A 20,916-nucleotide genomic window follows, 5' to 3' on the forward strand; every position below is an offset into this window, starting at 1 on the left:
CCCCCGCGCGGTGCGGAGCGCTGGGCACCCCGGCGCGCCCGGGCCGGCGCGGTTCGTATCGTCGAGGCATGGGATTCGATTGGTCGGAAGCGGCCGGGACGCTGGAGGTCAGCCCGGCGCTGGAGCGGGCGGGGTTGCTGGCCGAGCCGGTCGCGAGGTCCGTGCGCGAGCTCGGTGACGAGCGGATCGGGGTCGCCGAGATCGACCCGGAGCTGGCCGACACGTCCGCCTTCTGCGCGGAGTACGGTTCGCCGCTGGAGCTCTCGGCGAACTGCGTCGTGGTCGCGGGCAAGCGCGCGGGCGAGGTCCGCCACGCGGCCTGCCTGGTGCTGGCCACCACCCGAGCCGACGTCAACGGCGTGGTGAAGCGGCGCCTCGACGTGCGCAAGGCCTCCTTCGCCTCGATGGACGACGCGGTCGAGCTGACGGGCATGGAGTACGGCGGCATCACGCCCTTCGGCCTGCCCGAGGGCTGGCCGGTCCTGATCGACGCGGCCGTCGCCGAAGCCGCTGCGGTGGTCGTGGGCAGCGGCGTGCGCCGCAGCAAGCTCATCGCCCCGGGCGAGGCGCTGACCCGCCTGCCCGGCGCCGAGGTCTTGGAGGGGCTCGGGCGCTAAGGCACTGGTTGCGAGCCGTTTTTCATCAAGAGCCCCCCGAGCGCGGAACGCCAGGGGGGCTCTTGATGAAAAAGGCAACCGCGGTCAGAAGACCACGGTTCGCTTGCCGTGGACCAGGACGCGGTGCTCCAGGTGCGAGCGGAGGCCGCGGGCGAGGACCAGCTTCTCGATGTCGCGGCCCTTGCGGACCATGTCCGGCACGTCGTCGGTGTGATCCACCCGGATCACGTCCTGCTCGATGATCGGTCCCGCGTCGAGCTCGGCCGTGACGTAGTGGCAGGTGGCGCCGATCAGCTTCACGCCGCGCTCGTAGGCCTGGTGGTACGGCCGCGCGCCCGCGAAGGACGGCAGGAAGCTGTGGTGGATGTTGATCGCGCGCCCGGACCACCGCTGGCACAGCTCCGCGGGCAGCACCTGCATGAAGCGGGCGAGCACGATGGCCTGCGGGTCGTGCGCTTCGACCAGCTCGCGGACCTGCTCGAAGGCCTCGGCCTTGGCCTCCGGGGCCGAGCCGAAGGGCACGTGGTGGAACGGGATGCCGTGCGCTTCGGTGATCGGTCCCAGCTCGGGGTGGTTGCCGATGACCGCGCGCAGGTCCACGTCCAGCTCCCCGGAGCCGATCCGGCCGAGCAGGTCGTGCAGGCAGTGGCCCTCGCGGGAGACCAGGATCACCGCGCGGCGCTTCTCGGCCGTGTCGTGGATCTGCCACTCCGCCTCGTCGCCGAGCTCGGCGGCGACCTCGGCGAACCGCTCGCGCAGCTCGGCGAGGCCGAACGGCAGCGAGTCCGCCCGGACCTCCTGGCGGGTGAAGAACCAGCCGGTGGTCGGGTCGGTGTGGTGACCGGCCTCCAGGATCCAACCGCCGTGCTCGGCCAGGAAGCCGGACACGCGGGAGACGATCCCGGTGCGGTCGGGGCAGCCGAGGCTGATGACGAAGCGGCGTTCGGTGGAGCTCACGGCAGGTGATTATTGCAGGTGGTTCGCGGTGCGCTCGCTCACCTTCCGGCAGCGACCGAGGCGAGCGCGGCGTCGCCGGTGACCATCGCGGTGCTCGGCCGGCCCCACACCCGCCGGTACACCGCGTCGGCGGTGCCCGCCACCGTGGCGTCCACTTCGAGCGCGGCGCCGTGCGGGGACTCGGTGACCGGGCGCTCGCCCGGCCGGTAGGTCACCAGCCAGGCCTTCCCGGCGTCCGGAGCGTGGTAGAGCACGGTGCCCTCGTGCTGGGTCTGCGACCAGTCGCCCAGCGGCAGGATCTTGTCGAGCATCTCGTCGATCCCGTCGGCGGCCAGCTCCGGGTCGAAGATCAGCTCGTGCACGAGGTCCGGGCCCAGCCCGGCCAGCGCGTGCTCGGCGTCGAGCCGGTGGATCGCGGTCTCGTGGGCCATCCGCCGCGTCCAGCTGGCCGGGGTGCCGCCGGCGAAGAACGACCACACCGGACGATCGGGTTCCATAGTGGACAGGGCGGTGACGAGCTCCGCGCAGCGGTCGTCCCACCACGCCACGGCCTCGTCGAAGTCCGTTGGCGGGCGGGGGACTTCGGGTCGCTCGCCGTCCGGTTCGGTCTCGAGCGCGAGGCGGACGCTGGCGTACACGCGGGCCAGGTGCTGCACCATGCGGCGCACGTCCCAGCCGCTGCAGGTCGACACCGGCGCGTCCGGACCCGCTTGCAACGCGGCGGCGCGGAAGGCCGCTGCCTGCCCCTGGAACGCCTTCAGGTGGAACTCGCTACCCATGGTCCCCATTAAACGGTCCGGGAGCGGTTCAACGGAACCACCGGAGCGTCCGCGCCGGGCCGCCGTCGCCCGGCGGTGCGAGCCGCGGGCCCTCAGGGGGCGACCGCCGACCAGGCGACGGTGAGCTCGCCGAGGCGCCAGCGGCGGTGGTTGTCCCGCACCGGCCAGCCCCGCTCGGCGAACAGCCGCGCGGCCTGCGCCCAGCGCGCGCGGGGGCCGAAGGTCGCCATCGGTGCGGCGTTGTCCCAGCACGAGTCCAGGTCGGCCAGCAGCGCGTGGATCTTCTCGCCGGGCACGTTGCGGTGGATGAGCGTCTTGGGCAGCCGCTCGGCGAGGTCGGAGGGCTTGTCGATGCCCGAGGGCAGGCAGGCCAGGGTCAGGGTCCGCGGGCCCGCGCGGTCCAGCGCCACCCAGCAGCAGCGGCGGCCGATCTCGTCGCAGGTGCCCTCCACCAGCAGCCCGTCCGGGGCCAGCCTGCCGCAGACCTCGTCCCAGGCCTTCCAGGCCTCCGGCTCGGTGTACTGCCGCAGCACGTTGAGCGCCCGGATCAGCGCGGGGCCCTCGAAGCCGCGGATGCCCGCGGCCAGCCCGGCCAGCTCGAACCCGCCCCGCCGGAACTCCAGCCGCGGAGGTTCGGCGACGGCCTTGCCCGCGGCCACCCGCTCGGCGTCCAGCTCCAGGCCGATCACCCGCAGCCCGCTGCGCACCGGGGCGAGCCGGTCGGCCAGCTCCACGGTGGTCACCGGGGCGGCGCCGTAGCCGAGGTCGATGACCACCGGATCGGTGGCCCGGGAGATCGCGCGCGCCACCCACGGGGTGCCCGCGATCCACCGGTCGACGCGGCGCAGCCGGTTCGGGTTGGTGGTTCCCCTGGTCGGCACGCCGAGGGCGCGGGCGCGGCCCGCCGCCAGCCGCGGGTTCTTCTTCTTGGGCGTGCTGCTCATGCAGCTACGCCCGGCGGGCCAGCCACTCGGTGAGGAAGCGCTCCTCGTCGGCCAGCAGCTTCTCGATCTGGTCGACGACCAGGTCCTCCATCTTGCCGCCGACGAAGGGCAGGTTGACCTTCACGCCGCCGGAGACGACCAGCTCGCTGACCGCCGCGCCGTGCGGTTCGGCGAGGTCGCGCAGCCACATCGAGCCGGTGATCGAGCACGGCGCGCCGGCGATCTCGGCGGCGATCTCGCCGGTGAAGTGACCGTCCTCCTCGCGGCGCCAGGACTCGCTGCGGTCGATGGTCAGGTCGCCGCCCACCACGGAGCGGGCCACCGCGGGCAGCGAGTCGGCCGACACGCCGTGCCGCAGCTGGAACTGGGCGGCGTCCTCGTCGGTCTTGGCGTGGTTGACCAGCACGGCGCTCGACCCGCCGAGCTCGGCCAGCCGGGCCTCCAGGAAGGCGGGATCGATCAGCGTCCGGTACACCTCGACCGCGGGCCGTTCGGAGGTGCTTCGGTGCTCGATGCGGCGTGCCATGGTGCGGAGGTTACCTTTGGCAGTCGTGAGTGCCTCTACGTCCGGTGCCGAAGAAGTGCGCGACGACACCTCGCTGCCCGGCGAACAGCCCGGCGGCGACCTGCCGCTGGCCGATTTCACCACCCTGCGGCTCGGTGGTCCGGCGACCGGACTGGTGACCGCGACCAGCGACGACGAGCTCGTCGACGCGGTCCGCGCGGCCGATGACCGGGGCCGCAGGCTGCTGGTGCTCGGCGGTGGCTCGAACCTGGTCGTCGGCGACGACGGCTTCGACGGGCACGTGGTGCGCATCGCCACGCGGGGGCGCGAGTACGACAGCGTCGGCGACGGGCTGGTGCAGCTGACCGCCGAGGCCGGGGAGAACTGGGACGACGTGGTCGCCGACGCGGTCGCCCAGGGGCTCGGCGGGTTGGAGTGCCTCTCCGGCATCCCCGGCCTGGCCGGGGCGACCCCGGTGCAGAACGTCGGCGCCTACGGCGTGGAGATCTCCGAGCTGCTGGACTCGGTGGACCTGCTGGACCGCCGCACCGGCCGGGTGCGCACCGTGCGCGCCGCAGACCTGGGCCTGACCTACCGCAGCAGCGTCCTCAAGCACAGCGACGCCGCGGTGGTGCTGCGCGCCCGCTTCGTGCTGCGCGACGGGGGCGCCTCCGCACCGATCCGCTACGCCGAGCTGGCCCGCGCGCTGGGCGCCGAGCCGGGCGAGCGGGTGGACGCCGCGGCCGCGCGCGAGGCGGTGCTGGAGCTGCGGCGGGGCAAGGGCATGGTGCTGGACCCGGCCGACCACGACACCTGGAGCGCGGGCTCGTTCTTCACCAACCCGATCGTGCCCGCCGACGAGCTGCCCGGAGTCCTGGAGAGGCTGACCGCGCGGGTGGGCGCGGACGCGCGGATCCCGCAGTACCCCGCCGACGGCGGCACCAAGCTCTCGGCCGCCTGGCTGATCGAGCGCGCCGGGTTCGGCAAGGGGCACGCGGGCCCGGGCGGGCGCGTGGGGCTGTCGGCCAAGCACACCCTCGCGCTCACCAACCGCGGTGGTGCGAGCACTCGTGACCTGCTGGAACTCGCCCGGGAGGTGCGCGACGGGGTGCGCGCGGCCTTCGGCGTGACGCTCGTGCCCGAACCGGTGCTGGTGGACTGCGCCCTGGAAACGTGAGCCCGGTGCGGCCGTTGGTGTGACTCTTGGTGACTAACCCCTAACACTGAGTGTTGAATGGGGTGGGTGGCCGCGAAACCGAGCATGCGCGAACTGCGCGATCGGGCCGTGATCCGTCCGGTCAAGCGAGCGGTCGAGGACGAGCTCCTCGACCTGCCCGAGGTCACCGGGGTGGACATCGGCCCGAAGCGCCGCGCGGGGCGAGCCGGTGAGCAGGGCATCGTGGTGCAGGTGGCGCGCAAGCTGCCGCTCGACCGGCTGCCCCGCGGCGGCTGCGTGCCCGACGAGGTCCTGGGCATCCCGACCGACGTCGTCGAGGAGCGGCCGCTGCTGCAGCACATCCACCGCGCGCCGGACGAACCGCCGGTCGGCGGCGGGTGCTGCGCCGCCGGGGTGCTGCGCGGCGGGACCGGAATCGCGCCGCGCAGGCCGGTTCGGCTGGAGGCGGGCGAGTTCCGCCGCGTCGGCACGCTGGGCGTGCTGGTCACCGGCGACCTGGCCGAGCCGATGGGGCTGACCACCTTCGACGTCGGCTGCCTGGACGACGCCTGGTCGGTCGGCGACCGGATGGTCGACCCCGTCCGCGGGCTGGAGCACGCCGAGCTGGCCCGCGCCGCGCTCTCCGGGCGGGTGGACGCGGCGGCGGTGCGGATCGTGGCCGACGTGCCCACGACCCCGGAGATCGCCGAGCTGGGTCCGGTCGCCGGGCGCGGCCGCGCCTACCCCGGCGCGCGGGTGCGCAAGCGCGGGTTCGGCACCGGGCTCGCCCGCGCGACGGTGGCCTCGCTGGACGCCACCGTGCGGCTCGACCACGGGACCGCGCTGGGCGTTCGGGTGCTGCGCGAGCAGCTGCGCATCACCGGAGCCGGGTACTGCGGGCCGGGTGATTCCGGCGCGGCGGTGCTCGACGACGCCGGACGGGTGGTCGGCCTGCACGTGGCGGGCACCGCCGACGGGGCGGTCGGCTACGCGACCCCGATCAACGACGTCCTGGCCGAGCTCGACCTCCGCCTGGATCCGAGCGAGCACTCGGCATCGGTGTGAGCGCCTCCCCGCGCGGGTCGCCCGGGGCGACGAGGCGCGCCGCGGGCGCTACTGGTGGCGGTGCATCCGGGTGGCGGAGTGCTGGTCGCGGGGCTTGATCTCGATGAAGTCCAGGTTGACGTGGCTGGGGCGGGTGACCGCGAAGGCGATGACCTCGGCGACGTCCGCGCCGGACAGCGGCGTCATGCCCTCGTAGACCTTCGCCGCGCGGTCCTTGTCGCCGCCGAACCGGACCTCGGAGAACTCGGTCTCCACCGCGCCCGGGGCGATCTCGGTGAACCGCACCGGTCGTCCGAGCAGCTCGCCCCGCAGCGTGCGGTGCAGGGCGCCCTGCGCGTGCTTGGCCGATGTGTAGCCCCCGCCGTTGTCGTAGACCGCGGAGGCCGCCACCGAGGTCACGGTCAGCACGTGCCCGTCGCCGGAGGCGACCAGCGCGGGCAGCAGCGCCTTGGTCATCCGCAGCGTGCCGATCACGTTGGTCTCCCACATCCAGCGCCAGTCGTCCTCGACCGCGTCGGAGATCGGGGCCATGCCCTTGGCGCCGCCCGCGTTGTTGACCAGCACGTCGCAGCGCGGCACCTGCGCGACGAACGCGTCCACCGACGCCTGGTCGGTGACGTCCAGCGGCAGCGCGGTGCCGCCGATCTCGGTGGCCAGCTCTTCGAGCCGTTCCACGCGCCGGGCGCCCACCACGACCTCGAAGCCGGCCTCGGCGAGCTCGCGGGCGGTGGCCGCGCCGATGCCCGAGCTCGCGCCGGTGACGACCGCCACGCGTCCTGAAGACGTAGTCATTGGGACCTCCTAGAAGCGCTTCGATCCCATCGGACCACGCCGGGCGGCTCGCTCCGGCGCGAGGTGTCGGGGAGCGCGGACGACTGTGATCGGTTGCATACCATCGAGTGACATCTTTTAGCCTCGCGAAACGTCTTTAGGGGTGGGGGAAGCATTTTCGGCGGCCCACGGCGGGCGGAAGGCCCGCTTCGGGGCTTTTGCGTACATTTTCAAAGGGGATCTCACAAGTGTCTGGTGCCAAGCTCCGGCTTCCGCTGCGCGCCCTGATCGCAGCGCTGGCGGCCGTGCTGCTGATCTCGGGCTGCTCCTCGTCGTCCGAGCGGCCGCGGGACGAACCGGCCGAAGCGGTCGCCAAGGTCTCCTTCCAGCCGGGAACCGGTGCGAAGGAGGTCAGCCCGACCGCGCGGATCGGCGCGTCGGTGCAGCGAGGCGCGTTCGACTCGATCGAGCTGCGCAACCCGGACGGCGAGGCGGTGGAGGGTCAGCTCGCCGCCGACGGCAAGAGCTGGCGCGCCACCGAGGCGCTCGGCTACGGCAAGACCTACAGCTGGTCCGGGCGGGCCACCGGCGAGGACGGCAAGCCGGTCGAGGTGCGCGGCTCGTTCCGCACCGTCGAACCGGACCGGACCATCCACGCGACGATCAACCCGACCGACGACGCCGTGGTCGGCGTGGCGATGCCGATCAGCATCAAGTTCGACGAGCCGGTCGAGGACAGGGCCGCGGTCCAGCGAGCGCTGCACGTGCGGGCGGACGCGCCCGTCGAGGGCTCCTGGGCCTGGCTGAACGACCGGCAGGTCGACTACCGGCCCAAGGAGTACTGGCCGGCCCGCACCCACGTGACCGTCGAGGCCGATCTCCACGGGCTGGCGCTCGGCGGCGGGGCCTACGGGCAGGCGGACCTGAGCACCGGCTTCGACATCGGGCGCTCGCAGATCGTCAAGGGCGACGTGCGCACGCACCGCATGGTGGTCGTCCGGGACGGCGAGCAGGTCGCCAGCTACGCGGCCAGCTACGGCAAGGAGGACGACCCGGGCCGCAACACGCCCAACGGCACCTACATGATCATGGCCAAGCACCCGGTCGAGATCATGGACAACCCGGAGTACCACTACCGCAACGTCCGCAAGACCTGGGCGGCGCGGTTCTCCAACCACGGCGAGTTCATCCACGAGAACCAGGACAACGCCGCGGCGCTGGGCGCGGTGAACAACACCCACGGCTGCATCAACCTCTCGGCCGCCGACGCCAAGGCGTACTTCGACAGCGCGCTGATCGGCGACCCGGTGGAGATCACCGGATCGGCCGCGTCGATGCCGCCGCGCTTCGACGTCTACGACTGGCTGCTGACCTGGGACCAGTGGCAGGGCAAGTCCGCGCTGTGAGCGCGATCACCGCCGGGCGGCGGAACGTCCGAGGCCGGCGCCCGGTGGCGGTAGCGTCGACCGTCGCCGACGAGCTCCGCCGAAGCGGCGGGAATGTTTCCGCCGCCGGCGGTGTCGGCATGGAAGGCGTCCGAAGGGTTCGGGCCGACGGGCTTGCGATGGGCAGCAGATGACCTCCAGAACGTTACGCATGCGGCCGCGCCGCGCCGCCGTCCTCTCGTTGCACACCTCCCCGCTGGAGCAGCCCGGCACCGGTGACGCCGGGGGGATGAACGTCTACATCGCCCAGACCGCCCGCAGGCTGGCCGAGATGGGCACCGAGGTCGAGATCTTCACCAGGGCGACCTCCTCCGACGTGCCGCCGATCGCCGAGCTCGCGCCGGGCGTGCTGGTCCGCAACGTCGTCGCGGGGCCGTTCGAGGGCCTGGACAAGAACGAGCTGCCCTCGCAGCTGTGCGCGTTCGCCGCGGGCGCGCTGCGAGTGGAGGCGCGGCACGAGCCCGGCCACTACGACCTCGTGCACTCGCACTACTGGTTGTCCGGGCAGGTGGGCTGGCTGGCCAGGGAGCGCTGGGGAGTGCCGCTGGTGCACACCGCGCACACCCTGGCCAAGGTGAAGAACGCCAACCTCGCCGAGGGCGACTCGCCGGAACCGCGGGTGCGTGTGCTCGGCGAGGAGCAGGTCGTCGGCGAGGCGGACATGCTGGTGGCCAACACCGCGTTCGAGGCCGACGACCTGGTCCAGCGCTACGACGCCGACCCGGAGCAGGTGGCCACCATCCCGCCCGGCGTGGACCTGGACGTGTTCACCCCCGGCGACACGCGGACCGCCCGGGCCCGGTTGGACGTGCCCGCCGATGCCCTGGTGCTGGCCTTCGTGGGCCGCATCCAGCCGCTGAAGGCCCCGGACGTGCTGCTGCGTGCCGCCGCGGAGCTGCTGCGGCGCAAGCCCGAGCTGCGCAGCAGGCTCGTCGTGCTGGTCGTCGGCGGTCCTTCGGGCAGCGGGCTGGAGCGGCCGGAGGCGCTGCAGCAGCTGGCGACGAGCTTGGGCATCGACGACGTGGTGCGCTTCCTGCCGCCGCGGGGCGGCGCGGAGCTGGCGCAGGTCTACCGGGCCGCGGACGTGGTCGCGGTGCCCAGCTACAACGAGTCCTTCGGGCTGGTGGCGCTGGAGGCGCAGGCCTGCGGGACGCCGGTGGTGGCCGCCTCGGTCGGCGGGCTGCCGGTGGCGGTCTCGCACGACATGTCCGGGCTGCTGGTCGACGGGCACCGGACCGGGCAGTGGGCCGACGCGCTGGACGCGCTGGTGCGCGACCCCGGCCTGCGGGAGCGGCTGGCGTCCAACGCGGCCGGGCACGCGGCGCGGTTCTCCTGGGCGCGCACCACCGAAATGCTGCTGGACGCCTACGCGCGGGCGAAACTGATGTTCAACGCGCGGCTGCGCACCGAGGAGGTCACGGCGTGAGCTTGGAGCAGGTCATCCGGTCGGCACTGGCGGCCAACGAGCTCGATCACCAGGACAAGGGCGACGGCAGGTTCTTCGTGACCCTGCCGGGGACCAAGAAGCTGCAGACCAACTGCTGGTTGATCGTCGCCGAGCACGCCCTGCTGGTCGAGGCCTTCGTGTGCCGCCAGGTCGACGAGTCCCACGAGGACGTCTACCGCTTCCTGCTGCGGCGCAACGCCAAGCTCTACGGCGTGCACTACACGATCGACGGCAACGGCGACATCTACCTGGTCGGCCGCCTCCCGCACCACGCGATCACCGAGGACGAGCTGGACCGGGTCCTCGGCCAGGTCCTGGAAGCCGCCGACGGGGACTTCAACACCCTCCTGGAGCTGGGCTTCGCAACCGCCATCCGCCGCGAGTGGGCCTGGCGCGAATCCCGAGGCGAATCCCTCGCCAACCTCCAACCCTTCAAATCCCTCATCGACCGCGAGGACTGAACTCCGAAAAAGGAACGCAGGAGTTTCGGAGAAGCCGAAGCTGAAGCGGTCAAGCCCCCAACGCCAGGCAACGGCGAAGCCGTTCCTCCCACCCGAGCAACCGGCACCGCGCGCGGTCTCTCAGCGCTTCTCCGGCGAGGACAGCCGCGACGCCGCGCATCGGCATACCCAAGGAGCGGCTCCCGGAGCCGGAGAGGCGCTGAGGTTCCGCTACCGGCACCGCCGGGGACCCGCACCTGAAGAGCGCGTGGGGGCGGCTCGGGAGAGAGGGGGAGTCACGAGCTCGAGCCGCCCCACACACGGTGGTCCCGCCTGACGGGCCGGTGGGCGGGGGCACCCGGGGCCCGGCGGGGCGCGGTTCGTTGGGGGAGCTGAACCGCGCTCGCGCTCTCGCGAGATCGGGGAGTGCGTGGGAGCCGATCAAGGAGAGCGCTGTCAACTTCGCAGAGTTACGTAGCCGCCACAAGGCCGCCACATTGCTCCATTAGTGTGATGTTAGGCAAAAACGTTCACGCAGGGGAACGCGTTGCCCTTCAATTCTCCTTCGAAAGTGAGTATCGCCACTTTCGTGTCACGGCGCTGTGTTGATCACATAACCGTCGAGTGAAAGCCGCATCCGCGCTGAGCACTCCCCGCGCAGAGCCCTCGCCCCCGTCGGGGAGGCCGTTGCCGGAAAGGGTGAGGACGCGAATTGCCCGCGCTTCGAAACTATCGGCGGCGGGCCTCCGGGGGCGTGCCGACGGCGGGCCCTCTATAGCCTGGACGCATGACTTCGACTCTGGTGCTGCTGCGGCACGGTGAGAGCACGTGGAACGCCGAGAACCTGTTCACCGGCTGGGTGGACGTTCCGCTGTCGGAGAAGGGCGAGCGCGAGGCCCAGCGCGGCGGTGAGCTGCTCCGCGAGGCGGGCGCGCTGCCCGACGTGCTGCACACCTCGCTGCTGCGGCGCGCGATCTCCACCGCGAACATCGCCCTCGACGGGGCCGACCGGCACTGGATCCCGGTGCGCCGCGACTGGCGCCTCAACGAGCGCCACTACGGGGCGCTGCAGGGCAAGAACAAGAAGCAGACCCTGGAGGCCTACGGCGAGGAGCAGTTCATGCTCTGGCGCCGCTCCTACGACACGCCGCCGCCGGAGATCGAGCTCGGCGACGAGTTCAGCCAGGACGCCGACCCGCGCTACGCCGACCTGGGCTCGGACCTGCCGCGCACCGAGTGCCTCAAGGACGTGGTCGCCCGGCTGCTGCCCTACTGGGAGTCGGCGATCGTGCCGGACCTGGAGGCCGGCCGCACCGTCCTGGTCGCCGCGCACGGCAACTCGCTGCGCGCGCTGGTCAAGCACCTCGACGGCATCTCGGACGACGACATCGCGGGGCTGAACATCCCCACCGGCATCCCGCTGCGCTACGACCTCGACGCGGACTTCAAGCCCACCAACCCGGGCGGCACCTACCTCGACCCGCAGGCCGCCGAGCAGGCCGCGGCCGCGGTGGCCAACCAGGGCCGCTGAGCGCACGTCACCGGGCGATGGAGGGCACCTCCGACGGGGAGGTGCCCTCCATCTATCGCTCACGCGGGTGAGGGATGGCGAGGATTCGCCCGAGCGGCGAACGGAGCGCTACCGGTCGGCCTGCGCGAGTTGAACCACCTCCGATCATGGGGTGAACCGGAGGTGAAGAAGGGCCCTTTTCGTGTCACGGGCGTCACGGAATGCCCTCGTGGGCTGGCCGTTGCCCACCCGGGCTTGCTTACGATGAACCCGTGACCGCATTGGGCATCACCGCCCTGATCATCGCCGCGCTCCTGCTGGGCGCGGTCGGCGGATTCTTGCTTCCCCGGGCCGCGAGCCGCGGGAGGAGCAAGCCCAAGGGGCCGACCGTCGCCGAACTCCTCCAACGACAGGTGCACACCAGCGCCAACGGCGTCGTGCTGCTCAACCGCTTCGGCGACGTCGTGCTGCACAACCCGCGCGCCGATGAGCTCGGGGTGGTCCGCCAGCACCGGGCCGATCCGCGCGCCATCGAGGCCGCCGAGCGCGCCCTGGCCTCCGGCGAGCAGCTGGAGGTCGACCTCTGCCCGATGGACGGCCGGGTGACGTTGCGCGGTCGCGGGCCCGCGGCGGTGCACGGCGTGGTCCGCCCGCTGGGCGACGGCTTCGTGGTGGTCGACGCCGCCGACCAGTCCGACTCGGTGCGCCTGGAGGCCACCCGGCGCGACTTCGTCGCCAACGTCAGCCACGAGCTCAAGACCCCGGTCGGCGCGCTCGCGCTGCTGGCCGAGGCGGTCATCGACACCGCGGACGACGCCGACGAGGTGCGCCGGTTCGCCGACAAGATCCTGCACGAGTCCACCCGGCTGGGGACGCTGGTCTCCGAGCTGATCGCGCTCTCCCGGCTGCAGGGCGCCGAGCGGCTTCCCGAGCTGACCACCGTCGCGGTCGACGAGGTGGTCTCCGAGGCGCTCGGCCGCTGCCGCATCACCGCCGAGTCGGCGAGCATCGAGATCACCGTGGACGAACCGTCCGGCCAGCTGCTGGAGGGCGACCGGGCGCTGCTGGTCACGGCGCTGAGCAATCTGATCAACAACGCGATCTCCTACTCGCCGCAGAACAGCTCGGTGTCCATCAGCCGTCGCCTGAACGGCGACTACGTGGAGATCTCGGTCACCGATCGTGGCATCGGCATCGATCCCGAGCACCACGAACGGGTCTTCGAACGATTCTTCCGGGTGGATCCCGCCCGCTCGCGCGCCACCGGGGGGACCGGGCTGGGGCTGGCGATCGTCAAGCACGTCGCGGCCAACCACGGCGGCGAGGTCAAGCTCTGGAGCCGCCCGGGCACCGGTTCCACCTTCACGTTGCACGTGCCCAGGCGCAGTGCCGGCGAGGACGAGGACCTCGTCGCCGAGCCGGAGGCGGCGGCCGACCAGGACGCCGCGTCCAACACCGAAAGTGCGGACGGCGTGACAACCGTCGAAACGGGAGGAGTCCGGTGACCAGGGTGTTGATCGTGGAGGACGAGGAGTCCTTCGCCGACCCGCTCGCGTACATGCTCCGCAAGGAGGGCTTCACGGCCGCGGTGGCCACCGACGGCTCGGAGGCGTTGGACGAGTTCGACCGCAACGGCGCCGACATCGTGCTGCTGGACCTGATGCTGCCCGGGATGAGCGGTACCGACGTGTGCAAGCAGCTGCGGCAGCGGTCCGCGGTGCCGGTGATCATGGTGACCGCCCGCGACAGCGAGATCGACAAGGTCGTGGGCCTTGAGCTGGGCGCCGACGACTACGTCACCAAGCCGTACTCGGCGCGGGAGCTCATCGCCCGGGTGCGCGCGGTGCTGCGCCGCCGCGGCGAGGCCGAGGAGCTGCAGCCGCAGGCGCTGGCCGCCGGGCCGGTGCGGATGGACATCGAGCGGCACGTGGTGACCGTCGACGGCGAGGACATCAGCCTGCCGCTCAAGGAGTTCGACCTGCTGGAGTACCTGCTGCGCAACGTCGGCCGGGTGCTCACCCGCGGGCAGCTCATCGATCGGGTGTGGGGCGCCGACTACGTCGGGGACACCAAGACCCTGGACGTGCACGTCAAGCGGCTGCGCTCCAAGCTCGAACCGGACCCGGCCGAACCGAAGTACTTGATCACCGTGCGTGGTCTCGGCTACAAGTTCGAGGCCTGAATCGAGCGACACGTGATCGGTCCCACCCCGGCGCGGCAGGACCTGGTCGCGCCGGGGTTCCGAGCGGTTCCGGCGGTCTTTTGCCGCCCACCCGCCTCCAGCGGGTGTGCGCGGCCGGTAACTTGTCGGTCATGCGCCTAGGGGTGCTCGACGTCGGATCCAACACCGTCCACCTGCTCGTGGTGGACGCGCACCATGGTGCCCATCCGACCCCGATGACATCGGACAAGACAGTGCTGCGGCTGGCCGAGCGGATCGGCGCCAACGGCGGCAGGCTCGCCGAGGAGGACGAGGACGAGCTCGTCCGCACCATCTCGGAGGCGCAGAAGGCCGCGGTGGCGGCGGGCTGCGACGAGCTGATGAGCTTCGCCACCTCGGCGATCCGCGACGCGGAGAACGCCGCCGAAGCCCTCGACCGGGTGCGGGCCGAGACCGGGATAGAGCTGGTGGTGCTGCCGGGCGAGGACGAGGCCCGGTTCACCTTCCTGGCCGCCCGCCGCTGGTACGGTTGGTCCGCGGGCAACCTGCTGCTGCTCGACATCGGCGGGGGCTCGCTGGAGCTCGCGCAGGGCATCGACGAGCAGCCGGACATCGCCACCTCGGTGCCGCTGGGCGCGGGCCGGGTCGGCCGGGCGATGCCGAACGACCCGCCCACCCGCGACGAGATCAAGGACGCGCGGGAGTGGCTGGCCGGTCAGCTCGCCCCGACGGCCAAGCGGTTCAAGAAGCTCACCAAGCCGGACCGCGTGGTGGCCACCTCCAAGACCTTCCGCTCGCTCGCCCGGTTGACCGGTGCCGCCCCGGCCTCGGCCGGTCCGCGAGCGCAGCGCGCGCTCACCGAGACCGGCCTCAAGCAGCTGCTGGCCTTCATCACCCGGATGTCGGCGAACGATCTCTCCGAGCTCGACGGCGTCAGCTCCGCCAGGGCGCACCAGCTGGTGGGCGGCGCGCTGGTCGCCGAGGCCGCGATGAAGGCGCTGGGCGTCAAGGAGCTCGACATCTGCCCCTGGGCGCTGCGGGAGGGCGTGATCCTGCGGCGGCTGGACCACACCAACGGCGACAGTCACACTGCGTTGCAGGCCCGCGCGACGTTGGGTCACGAGCGGCCTCTCGTGGCGGGGCCGGCGGAGGATGCTGGACTGCGGACGCAGCACGGGGCACGGTGGGAGCGATGAGTCGGGACAGCGGGGCTGATCAGCCCACCCAGCGCACGGTTGCTGAGCTGCTGGCCGAGTACGGCGGCGACAAGGGCTCGCAGCAGCAGAGCTCCCGGCGCAGGCGCAGACGAGCCGAGGACCCGACCGAGACCGCGCCCCAGGCGATCATCGAGCGGGTGCTGTCGGACAGCGGCAAGATGCGCCCGGTCGACCCGGACGCCGAGCCGCCGGCGAGCCGCAAGCAGGGCCAGCAGCCGTCCGCGCAGCAGGCCCCCGCCCAGCCGCCTGCCGCGCAGCCTCCGGCCGCCCAACCCCCGGCTCAAGCACCGGCCCAGCCACCGGCCGCCGCGCAGCAGCCGCCCGCCCCGCAGCCACCGGCCGCGCCGGCCCAGCAAACTCAGCAGGTGCCCTCGGCACCCGAGCCGGCGCAGGCACCGGCGCAGGCGCCGGCGGCCCAGGCCCCGGCCGCGCCGCAGCCGCCAGCCGAGAAGCAGGGCGGTGGCTACTGGGCGCGCCGCTTCGGGACCAAGAAGGCCCCGCCGGCATCCCCCTCGGCGCCGGTCGTCGACGCCGAGGCCACGGTCAAGCAGCAGCCGGTGCAGCCACCGCCGCCTGCCGCGCCGCCGCTGCCCGCGGCGCCCGCGCAGCCCCCGGAGAACGCGACCCAGCAGATCCCCCGGCTGCCGGAGCCGGCCGGGTACCCGCAGCAACCGGTCGCCGACGACCCGTACGACTTCGACGACAGCCTCGCCCGCGACTACCCGTCCGGGGGTTACGCCGAGGAGCACTCCGGCGGCTACGAGGAGCTCGGCGGGCAGGACTACGCCGACGACTACGCCGAGGACGACGACTACGACCGCAGCGCCCCGGCCGGGCTCGACGCGGACCAGGCCGCGGAACCGGACGCGCCCGTCTCCCCGGGCAAGGAGTGGGGCACGGTCGCCCTGCAGGGCATCTGCGGGCTGGTCGGCGGCGGGCTGGTGTGGGTCGGCTTCCGCTGGCTGTGGATCAACGCGACCATCGCCGCCTTCGCCGCCGCGCTGGTGTTCACCGGCTTGCTGGTGCTCGTCGCCTGGAAGTTCTTCCGCACCAACGATCTGCAGACCATCCTGCTTTCGGTGCTGGTCGGGCTGTTCTGCACGGTCTCGCCCGCGGTGCTGCTGCTGATCGGCCATTGAAGGGTCCCGGCGTGGCTCGGACAGCTGAATCCCGCGCGACACGCGGCGCGCGGGCCGACCGCCGCGCAGCGGCTACCGGGGCGTGGTCCATCCTGGGCAGGCGATGACAGAACAACCGCCTCCTCCCGACCAGGACGCCGCCGAGCGGATCCCGGTGGGGCTGTCCAGCGCATCGGTGTGGCCGCAGCCCGCCCGCGCTGCCTTCGAGATGGCCGCTGAGCTGGGATTCGACGGGGTCGAGGTGATGGTCTGGGCGGACGCGGTCAGCCAGGACGTCGGCGCGCTGCAGCGGCTCTCCGAGCGCCACGACGTGCCGATCCTGGCGGTGCACGCGCCCTGCCTGCTGATCACCCAGCGGGTCTGGTCGCCGGAGCCCGAGGAGCGGTTGCGCAAGGCCGTGGTGGCCGCCAGCGAGCTCGGCGCCTCCACGGTGGTCGTGCACCCGCCGTTCCGCTGGCAGCGCCGCTACGCCGACGGCTTCTCGGAGCTGGTCGACGAGCTGGAGGAGACCAGCGGGATCGCCGTCGCGGTGGAGAACATGTTCCCGTTGCGCCCGCCGAGCTCGATCAACAAGTTGCGCGGCGGTCGGTCCGGGCCGCGCTCCAACGGCCTGTCGGCGTTCAAGCCCTCGCCGGACCCCACCGAGGTGGGGTACCGCAACTACACCCTGGACATCTCGCACGCGGCCGCCGCGCAAACCGACCCGGTCGAGCTGCTGGAGCGCATGCGGGGCGGGTTGGCCCACGTGCACCTGGCCGACGGCACCGGCGCGTCCCGCGACGAGCACCTGCTGCCCGGTCAGGGGAACCAGCCGTGCGCCGAGGTCTGCGCGGCGCTGGGCGCCGAGGGCTACTCGGGTTCGGTGGTCCTGGAGGTCAACACGCGCAAGGCGCGCACGCCCGGTCAGCGCGCCCACCTGCTGGGCGAGGCGCTGAGCTTCACCCGGCACCACCTCGCGGGTGGCGGCCAGTTGCGAATCTCGTCCTGAGTCGGCGGTTTTCGGCGTCGGGTCCGCCGGACGGCGCGGAACGCCGGGGAGGCACCTCCCATGATCAACTTCTGCGGGGATCACTAGAATGGACTAATGATCTTGATGTGCGCCGCGGGCGTCCGAGGGGTGGTTCTCGCGTGACCGAGGTGCTGGATCCGTTCTCCGCGGTGACCGCCGTCCGCCCGCTCGGCGACGGCGCGTACGCCGCGCACCTGCGACCGGAGTGGGCCGTCGGCGAGAACCCGCACGGGGGCTACCTGCTGGCCCTGCTCACCCAGGCGGCCTGCGACGACGGCCTGGAACCGCTGGGGGTGAGCGCGCAGTACCTGCGGCCGCCGCGGGTGGGCCCGGTGCTGATCCGGGTCGCCGAGCTCAAGCGGGGCCGGACCGTCGCGGTGCTGCGCGCCGTGCTGGAGCAGCGCGGGCAGGTGTGCGTGGACGCCACGCTGACCGCGGGCACGATGCCCGCCGCCGAACCGGAGTGGTCCGACGTGCCGGACATCCCGGTCAACCCGCCGGCCGACGCGATCGACCTGAGCGCCTGGCCGAAGTTCGCCGACCTCACCAGGGCGTGCGACCTGCGGATGGACGCCCGGACCGCCGCGTTCATCAACGGCGGCACCGGTGAACCGCGCTACCGGATGTGGGCCAAGCCGAGGGACAGCAGGCCGGACCTGCTGTTCGGACTGGTCGCCGGCGATCTGGCGCTGCCGGTGACGATGAACATGGGCCGGTTCGGCTGGGCGCCGACGGTCCAGCTCACCGCCCTGCTGCGGGCCCACCCGGCCAACGGCTGGCTGCGCCTGGCGGTGGACTGCCGCGCGGTGCACGGACCGTGGTTCGACGAGGACGTGCTGGTCGTCGACTCCGTCGGGCGGGTCATCTGCCAAGCGCGCCAGCTCGCGCTCTCGCCGTGAGGGCGAGCAGCGCCCGGACGCCTACGCACCGTGTTCTGGCACCCTTGAGCGCATGACGAACATCGCCGTGCTGGGTGCCGGGAAGATGGGAGAGGCCCTGCTCTCGGGCCTGCTCAAGGCGGGTCGGGCGCCGGCCGAGCTGATGTTCACCGAGCGCTTCCCGACCCGCGCCGAGGAGCTGGCCAAGACCTACGGGATCGAGCACGTCGAGGTCGCCGCGGCGGTGCAGCGCGCGGACGTGCTCGTGGTCGCGGTCAAGCCGCAGGACATCGAACCGCTGCTGGACGAGATCGCGCCGAAGATCCCCGGCGGCAAGCTGGTCGTCTCGCTGTGCGCGGGCCTGCCCACCAAGCTGTACGAGCGCAGGCTGCCCGAGGGCACCGCGGTCGTCCGGGTCATGCCGAACACCCCGATGCTGGTCGGCGAGGCCATGAGCGCCATCTCCGGCGGCGCGCACGCCGAGGCGCACCACCTGGACCTGGTCGAGGAGCTGCTGAGCAGCGTCGGGAAGGTCGCCAGGGTCCCGGAGGGCCAGCAGGACGCGGTCACCGCGCTGTCCGGCTCCGGCCCCGCCTACTTCTACTTCCTGGTCGAGGCCATGATCGACGCCGGGATCCTGCTGGGCATCCCGCGGGACAAGGCCGCAGACCTGATCGTGCAGTCCGCGGTCGGGGCCGCGGCGATGCTGCGCGAGGGCGGCGGGCACCCGGTGATGCTGCGGGAGGCCGTCACCTCCCCGGCGGGCACCACCATCTCCGGTCTGCGCGAGCTGGAGAAGCACGGCGTGCGCGCGGCGCTCATCGACGCCATCGAGGCCGCCAGGGACCGCTCGGTCGAGCTCGGCAAGGCTCACGAGATCGACGAGGACTGACTCGACCGAATTCGCATTTCCCCAGTTCACGTGCCCTCTTCTGGGGCTGGTGGGACTCCGGGGCCGGAAGTCAACTCAAAAATCATCGTGTGTCCCGTTACTCTTTTCAGAGCACGTGCGTGAGGTTTCCGGCGGATGGGGAAGCCGCCGGGGGCGAACGTGCTGAAGGGCACGGTGAAGCATGTCTGCGAACTCCGAACCCGGCCAACCGGCACCTCAGAACATGGGTCAGGTGCGGTTTCTCACCGTCGCCGAGGTGGCCAAGCTGATGCGCGTGTCGAAGATGACGGTCTACCGGTTGGTGCACGCCGGCGAGCTGCCCGCCGCCCGCGTGGGGCGGTCGTTCCGCGTTGCCGAGAAGGACGTGCACAACTACTTGCAGCACGCCTACCACGACGCCGGATGATCCCGGCCCGGGAGCTCCCCCGATCGATCGGACCACCGCTCGGGGGCGGCTCGCGGCGCGCTTTGCGGACCACGGCGGTAGTGCTCGGACCAGGGCGGGTAAAGTTTTGAGATGGTCGTGCCTGGTGCGCCCCAGCGGCTGCGTCGGCACGGAAGACGTTCGAACCGCCGTCAAGAGTGAAGGAGTCCGCATGGGCTCGGTCATCAAGAAGCGCCGCAAGCGCATGTCCAAGAAGAAGCACCGCAAGCTGCTCCGCAAGACGCGCGTCCAGCGTCGCAAGTTGGGCAAGTGAGTCCTTGCGATGACCGCCGCCGACCCTTCGAGTCGGCGGCGGTTTTTTGTTCCGCGAACCACCCCGGTGCGTGACCGACCCCGGAGCGTGCCCGACCGATCGCGCGTTGTTCACTGGGAACGAGCTCGCCGCGTTCACCCCCGACACCGGGTGGACCCGTTCCGGTAACCCGTGATCAGCCCGGTGACCGGCGGGTTCGGCGGTAGCATCGCAAGCGGCCCAGGCGCCGAGAGCGGGGGAGGCAGATTGGCACCCAAGGTCGTGCTGGTCACCGGCGTGAGCAGGTTCCTGGGCGGGCACCTGGCCGCCCGGCTGGCCGCCAACCCCTCCGTCGAGCGCGTGCTGGGCGTCGACACCGTGCAGCCCGGGCGCGATCTGCTGCGCCGGATGGGGCGCACCGAGTTCGTCCGCGCCGACATCCGCAACCCGCTGATCAGCAAGGTCATCAGCAACGCCGGCGTGGACACGGTGGTGCACGCGGCGATCAACACCCACACCGGGCCGGCCGGTCGCGCCACGCTCAAGGAGATGAACGTCATCGGCACCATGCAGCTGCTGGCGGCCTGCCAGCAGTCGCCGCTGGTGCGCAAGGTCGTGGTGCGCTCCACCTGCGCGGTCTACGGCTCCAGCTCGCGGGACCCGGCGGTGTTCAGCGAGGAGTTCGAGCCCAAGGACCTGCCCTCCTCCGGCTACGCCAAGGACGCGGTGGACATCGAGGGCTACGTGCGCGGCTTCGGCAGGCGCAGGCCGGACGTGGACGTCACGACGCTGCGGTTCTCCAACCTGATCGGCCCGCGCATCGACGCGGTGCTGACCCGCTACTTCGCGATGCCGGTGGTGCCCACCGCGCTCGGCTTCGACGCCCGCCTGCAGATGCTGCACTCCGAGGACGCGCTGGCGGTGCTGGAGCGCGCCACGACGACGGACAAGCCCGGCGTGTTCAACGTCGCGGGCGACGGGGTGCTGATGCTCTCCCAGGCGATCCGGCGCGCCGGGCGGGTCGCGATGCCGCTGCCCAGCCCGACGCTGGGGCCCATGACGCGGCTGTTCCGCGGCGCGCGGCTGGTGGACTTCTCCCCGGAGCAGCTGCGCTTCCTCAACTTCGGCCGGGTGCTGGACACCACCCGGCTCCGCGAGAGCTTCGGGTTCACCCCGCGCTGGACGACCCAGCAGGCCTTCGACGACTACGTCGCCGGCCGCGGCCTGCGCCCGGTGGTCGACCCGGAGAGCATCATGGCGCTGGAACGACGCGCCGGAGACCTACTGTCGAGGCCGCGGTGAAGGAA

General features: G+C 72.2%; 22 protein-coding genes. 17 read left to right on the forward strand and 5 right to left on the reverse strand.

Translation table 11 applies throughout. The annotated features are described in order from the left end of the window. Positions 1–68: 68 nt before the first annotated feature. Positions 69–617: a YbaK/EbsC family protein gene (locus tag ACFQRI_RS09060; protein ID WP_380666568.1), complete on the forward strand. Its 549-nt coding sequence runs from the start codon at positions 69–71 to the stop codon at positions 615–617. Positions 618–701: 84 nt separating this feature from the next. On the opposite strand, the gene purU is transcribed toward ACFQRI_RS09060, so the two are convergent. From purU to ACFQRI_RS09080, 4 genes are all read right to left on the reverse strand, one after another. Then, positions 702–1,574, reverse strand: coding sequence for a formyltetrahydrofolate deformylase (gene purU, locus ACFQRI_RS09065; RefSeq protein ID WP_380666570.1), 873 nt, complete (start codon positions 1,572–1,574; stop codon positions 702–704). A gap of 38 nt (positions 1,575–1,612) precedes the next feature. Further along, entirely contained in the window at positions 1,613–2,353 is a 741-nt protein-coding gene (locus tag ACFQRI_RS09070) for a maleylpyruvate isomerase N-terminal domain-containing protein (protein WP_380666572.1), read from the reverse strand. A 92-nt stretch (positions 2,354–2,445) separates the two neighbouring features. Next, complete coding sequence (locus ACFQRI_RS09075; RefSeq protein WP_380666574.1) at positions 2,446–3,297, reverse strand: methyltransferase domain-containing protein; 852 nt, start codon at positions 3,295–3,297, stop codon at positions 2,446–2,448. Positions 3,298–3,301: 4 nt separating this feature from the next. After that, entirely contained in the window at positions 3,302–3,823 is a 522-nt protein-coding gene (locus tag ACFQRI_RS09080) for a DUF2505 domain-containing protein (protein WP_380666576.1), read from the reverse strand. A gap of 16 nt (positions 3,824–3,839) precedes the next feature. Between ACFQRI_RS09080 and ACFQRI_RS09085 the strand changes: the two genes are divergently transcribed. Both ACFQRI_RS09085 and ACFQRI_RS09090 read left to right on the forward strand, forming a co-directional pair. Further along, on the forward strand, positions 3,840–4,979 hold the full coding sequence (locus ACFQRI_RS09085; protein WP_380666578.1) for a UDP-N-acetylmuramate dehydrogenase: 1,140 nt from the start codon (positions 3,840–3,842) through the stop codon (positions 4,977–4,979). A 66-nt stretch (positions 4,980–5,045) separates the two neighbouring features. Further along, on the forward strand, positions 5,046–6,023 hold the full coding sequence (locus ACFQRI_RS09090) for a chymotrypsin family serine protease (RefSeq protein ID WP_380666579.1): 978 nt from the start codon (positions 5,046–5,048) through the stop codon (positions 6,021–6,023). 48 nt (positions 6,024–6,071) lie between these two features. On the opposite strand, the gene ACFQRI_RS09095 is transcribed toward ACFQRI_RS09090, so the two are convergent. Beyond that, positions 6,072–6,815, reverse strand: a complete 744-nt coding sequence (locus tag ACFQRI_RS09095; RefSeq protein WP_380666581.1) for an SDR family oxidoreductase — start codon at positions 6,813–6,815, stop codon at positions 6,072–6,074. Positions 6,816–7,042: 227 nt separating this feature from the next. Between ACFQRI_RS09095 and ACFQRI_RS09100 the strand changes: the two genes are divergently transcribed. The 14 genes from ACFQRI_RS09100 (at position 7,043) to ACFQRI_RS09165 (ending at position 20,911) form a co-directional block, all read left to right on the forward strand. Next, positions 7,043–8,200 carry a L,D-transpeptidase gene (locus ACFQRI_RS09100; RefSeq protein ID WP_380666583.1) on the forward strand — a complete coding sequence of 386 codons (1,158 nt, stop codon included), beginning with the start codon at positions 7,043–7,045 and terminating at the stop codon, positions 8,198–8,200. Positions 8,201–8,369: 169 nt separating this feature from the next. Then, positions 8,370–9,665, forward strand: a complete 1,296-nt coding sequence (gene mshA / locus ACFQRI_RS09105) for a D-inositol-3-phosphate glycosyltransferase (RefSeq protein WP_380666585.1) — start codon at positions 8,370–8,372, stop codon at positions 9,663–9,665. Between the two features lie 14 nt (positions 9,666–9,679). After that, on the forward strand, positions 9,680–10,147 hold the full coding sequence (locus ACFQRI_RS09110) for a type III secretion system chaperone family protein (RefSeq protein WP_380667308.1): 468 nt from the start codon (positions 9,680–9,682) through the stop codon (positions 10,145–10,147). Positions 10,148–10,913: 766 nt separating this feature from the next. Then, complete coding sequence (locus ACFQRI_RS09115; RefSeq protein WP_380666587.1) at positions 10,914–11,657, forward strand: phosphoglyceromutase; 744 nt, start codon at positions 10,914–10,916, stop codon at positions 11,655–11,657. A 251-nt stretch (positions 11,658–11,908) separates the two neighbouring features. Next, positions 11,909–13,141, forward strand: coding sequence for a sensor histidine kinase (locus ACFQRI_RS09120; RefSeq protein ID WP_380666589.1), 1,233 nt, complete (start codon positions 11,909–11,911; stop codon positions 13,139–13,141). Beyond that, a complete protein-coding gene (locus ACFQRI_RS09125; RefSeq protein ID WP_380666591.1) occupies positions 13,138–13,818 on the forward strand; it encodes a response regulator in 681 nt (226 codons plus the stop codon). Before ACFQRI_RS09120 ends, ACFQRI_RS09125 begins: the two co-directional genes overlap by 4 nt. Positions 13,819–13,949: 131 nt before the next feature. Continuing rightward, positions 13,950–14,993, forward strand: a complete 1,044-nt coding sequence (locus ACFQRI_RS09130) for a Ppx/GppA family phosphatase (RefSeq protein ID WP_380666593.1) — start codon at positions 13,950–13,952, stop codon at positions 14,991–14,993. Further along, positions 14,990–16,153, forward strand: a complete 1,164-nt coding sequence (locus ACFQRI_RS09135) for a hypothetical protein (RefSeq protein WP_380666595.1) — start codon at positions 14,990–14,992, stop codon at positions 16,151–16,153. Before ACFQRI_RS09130 ends, ACFQRI_RS09135 begins: the two co-directional genes overlap by 4 nt. A 103-nt stretch (positions 16,154–16,256) precedes the next feature. Continuing rightward, the gene (locus ACFQRI_RS09140; protein ID WP_380666597.1) at positions 16,257–17,141 is read left to right on the forward strand and encodes a sugar phosphate isomerase/epimerase family protein; all 885 of its coding nucleotides are present in this window, start codon (positions 16,257–16,259) and stop codon (positions 17,139–17,141) included. A gap of 140 nt (positions 17,142–17,281) precedes the next feature. Continuing rightward, positions 17,282–18,061 (forward strand): thioesterase family protein, encoded by a 780-nt coding sequence (locus ACFQRI_RS09145; RefSeq protein ID WP_380666599.1) that lies wholly within the window; start codon positions 17,282–17,284, stop codon positions 18,059–18,061. A gap of 52 nt (positions 18,062–18,113) precedes the next feature. Beyond that, complete coding sequence (gene proC, locus ACFQRI_RS09150) at positions 18,114–18,932, forward strand: pyrroline-5-carboxylate reductase (RefSeq protein ID WP_380666601.1); 819 nt, start codon at positions 18,114–18,116, stop codon at positions 18,930–18,932. Positions 18,933–19,113: 181 nt separating this feature from the next. After that, positions 19,114–19,338 carry a helix-turn-helix domain-containing protein gene (locus tag ACFQRI_RS09155; RefSeq protein WP_380666603.1) on the forward strand — a complete coding sequence of 75 codons (225 nt, stop codon included), beginning with the start codon at positions 19,114–19,116 and terminating at the stop codon, positions 19,336–19,338. Between the two features lie 190 nt (positions 19,339–19,528). After that, positions 19,529–19,630, forward strand: a complete 102-nt coding sequence (locus ACFQRI_RS09160) for a 30S ribosomal protein bS22 (RefSeq protein ID WP_010241351.1) — start codon at positions 19,529–19,531, stop codon at positions 19,628–19,630. 246 nt (positions 19,631–19,876) lie between these two features. Beyond that, positions 19,877–20,911, forward strand: coding sequence for an NAD-dependent epimerase/dehydratase family protein (locus ACFQRI_RS09165; protein ID WP_380666606.1), 1,035 nt, complete (start codon positions 19,877–19,879; stop codon positions 20,909–20,911). Positions 20,912–20,916 lie beyond the last annotated feature (5 nt).

It is taken from the genome of Saccharopolyspora griseoalba (assembly GCF_042665275.1).
GTDB lineage: Bacteria > Actinomycetota > Actinomycetes > Mycobacteriales > Pseudonocardiaceae > Saccharopolyspora > Saccharopolyspora griseoalba.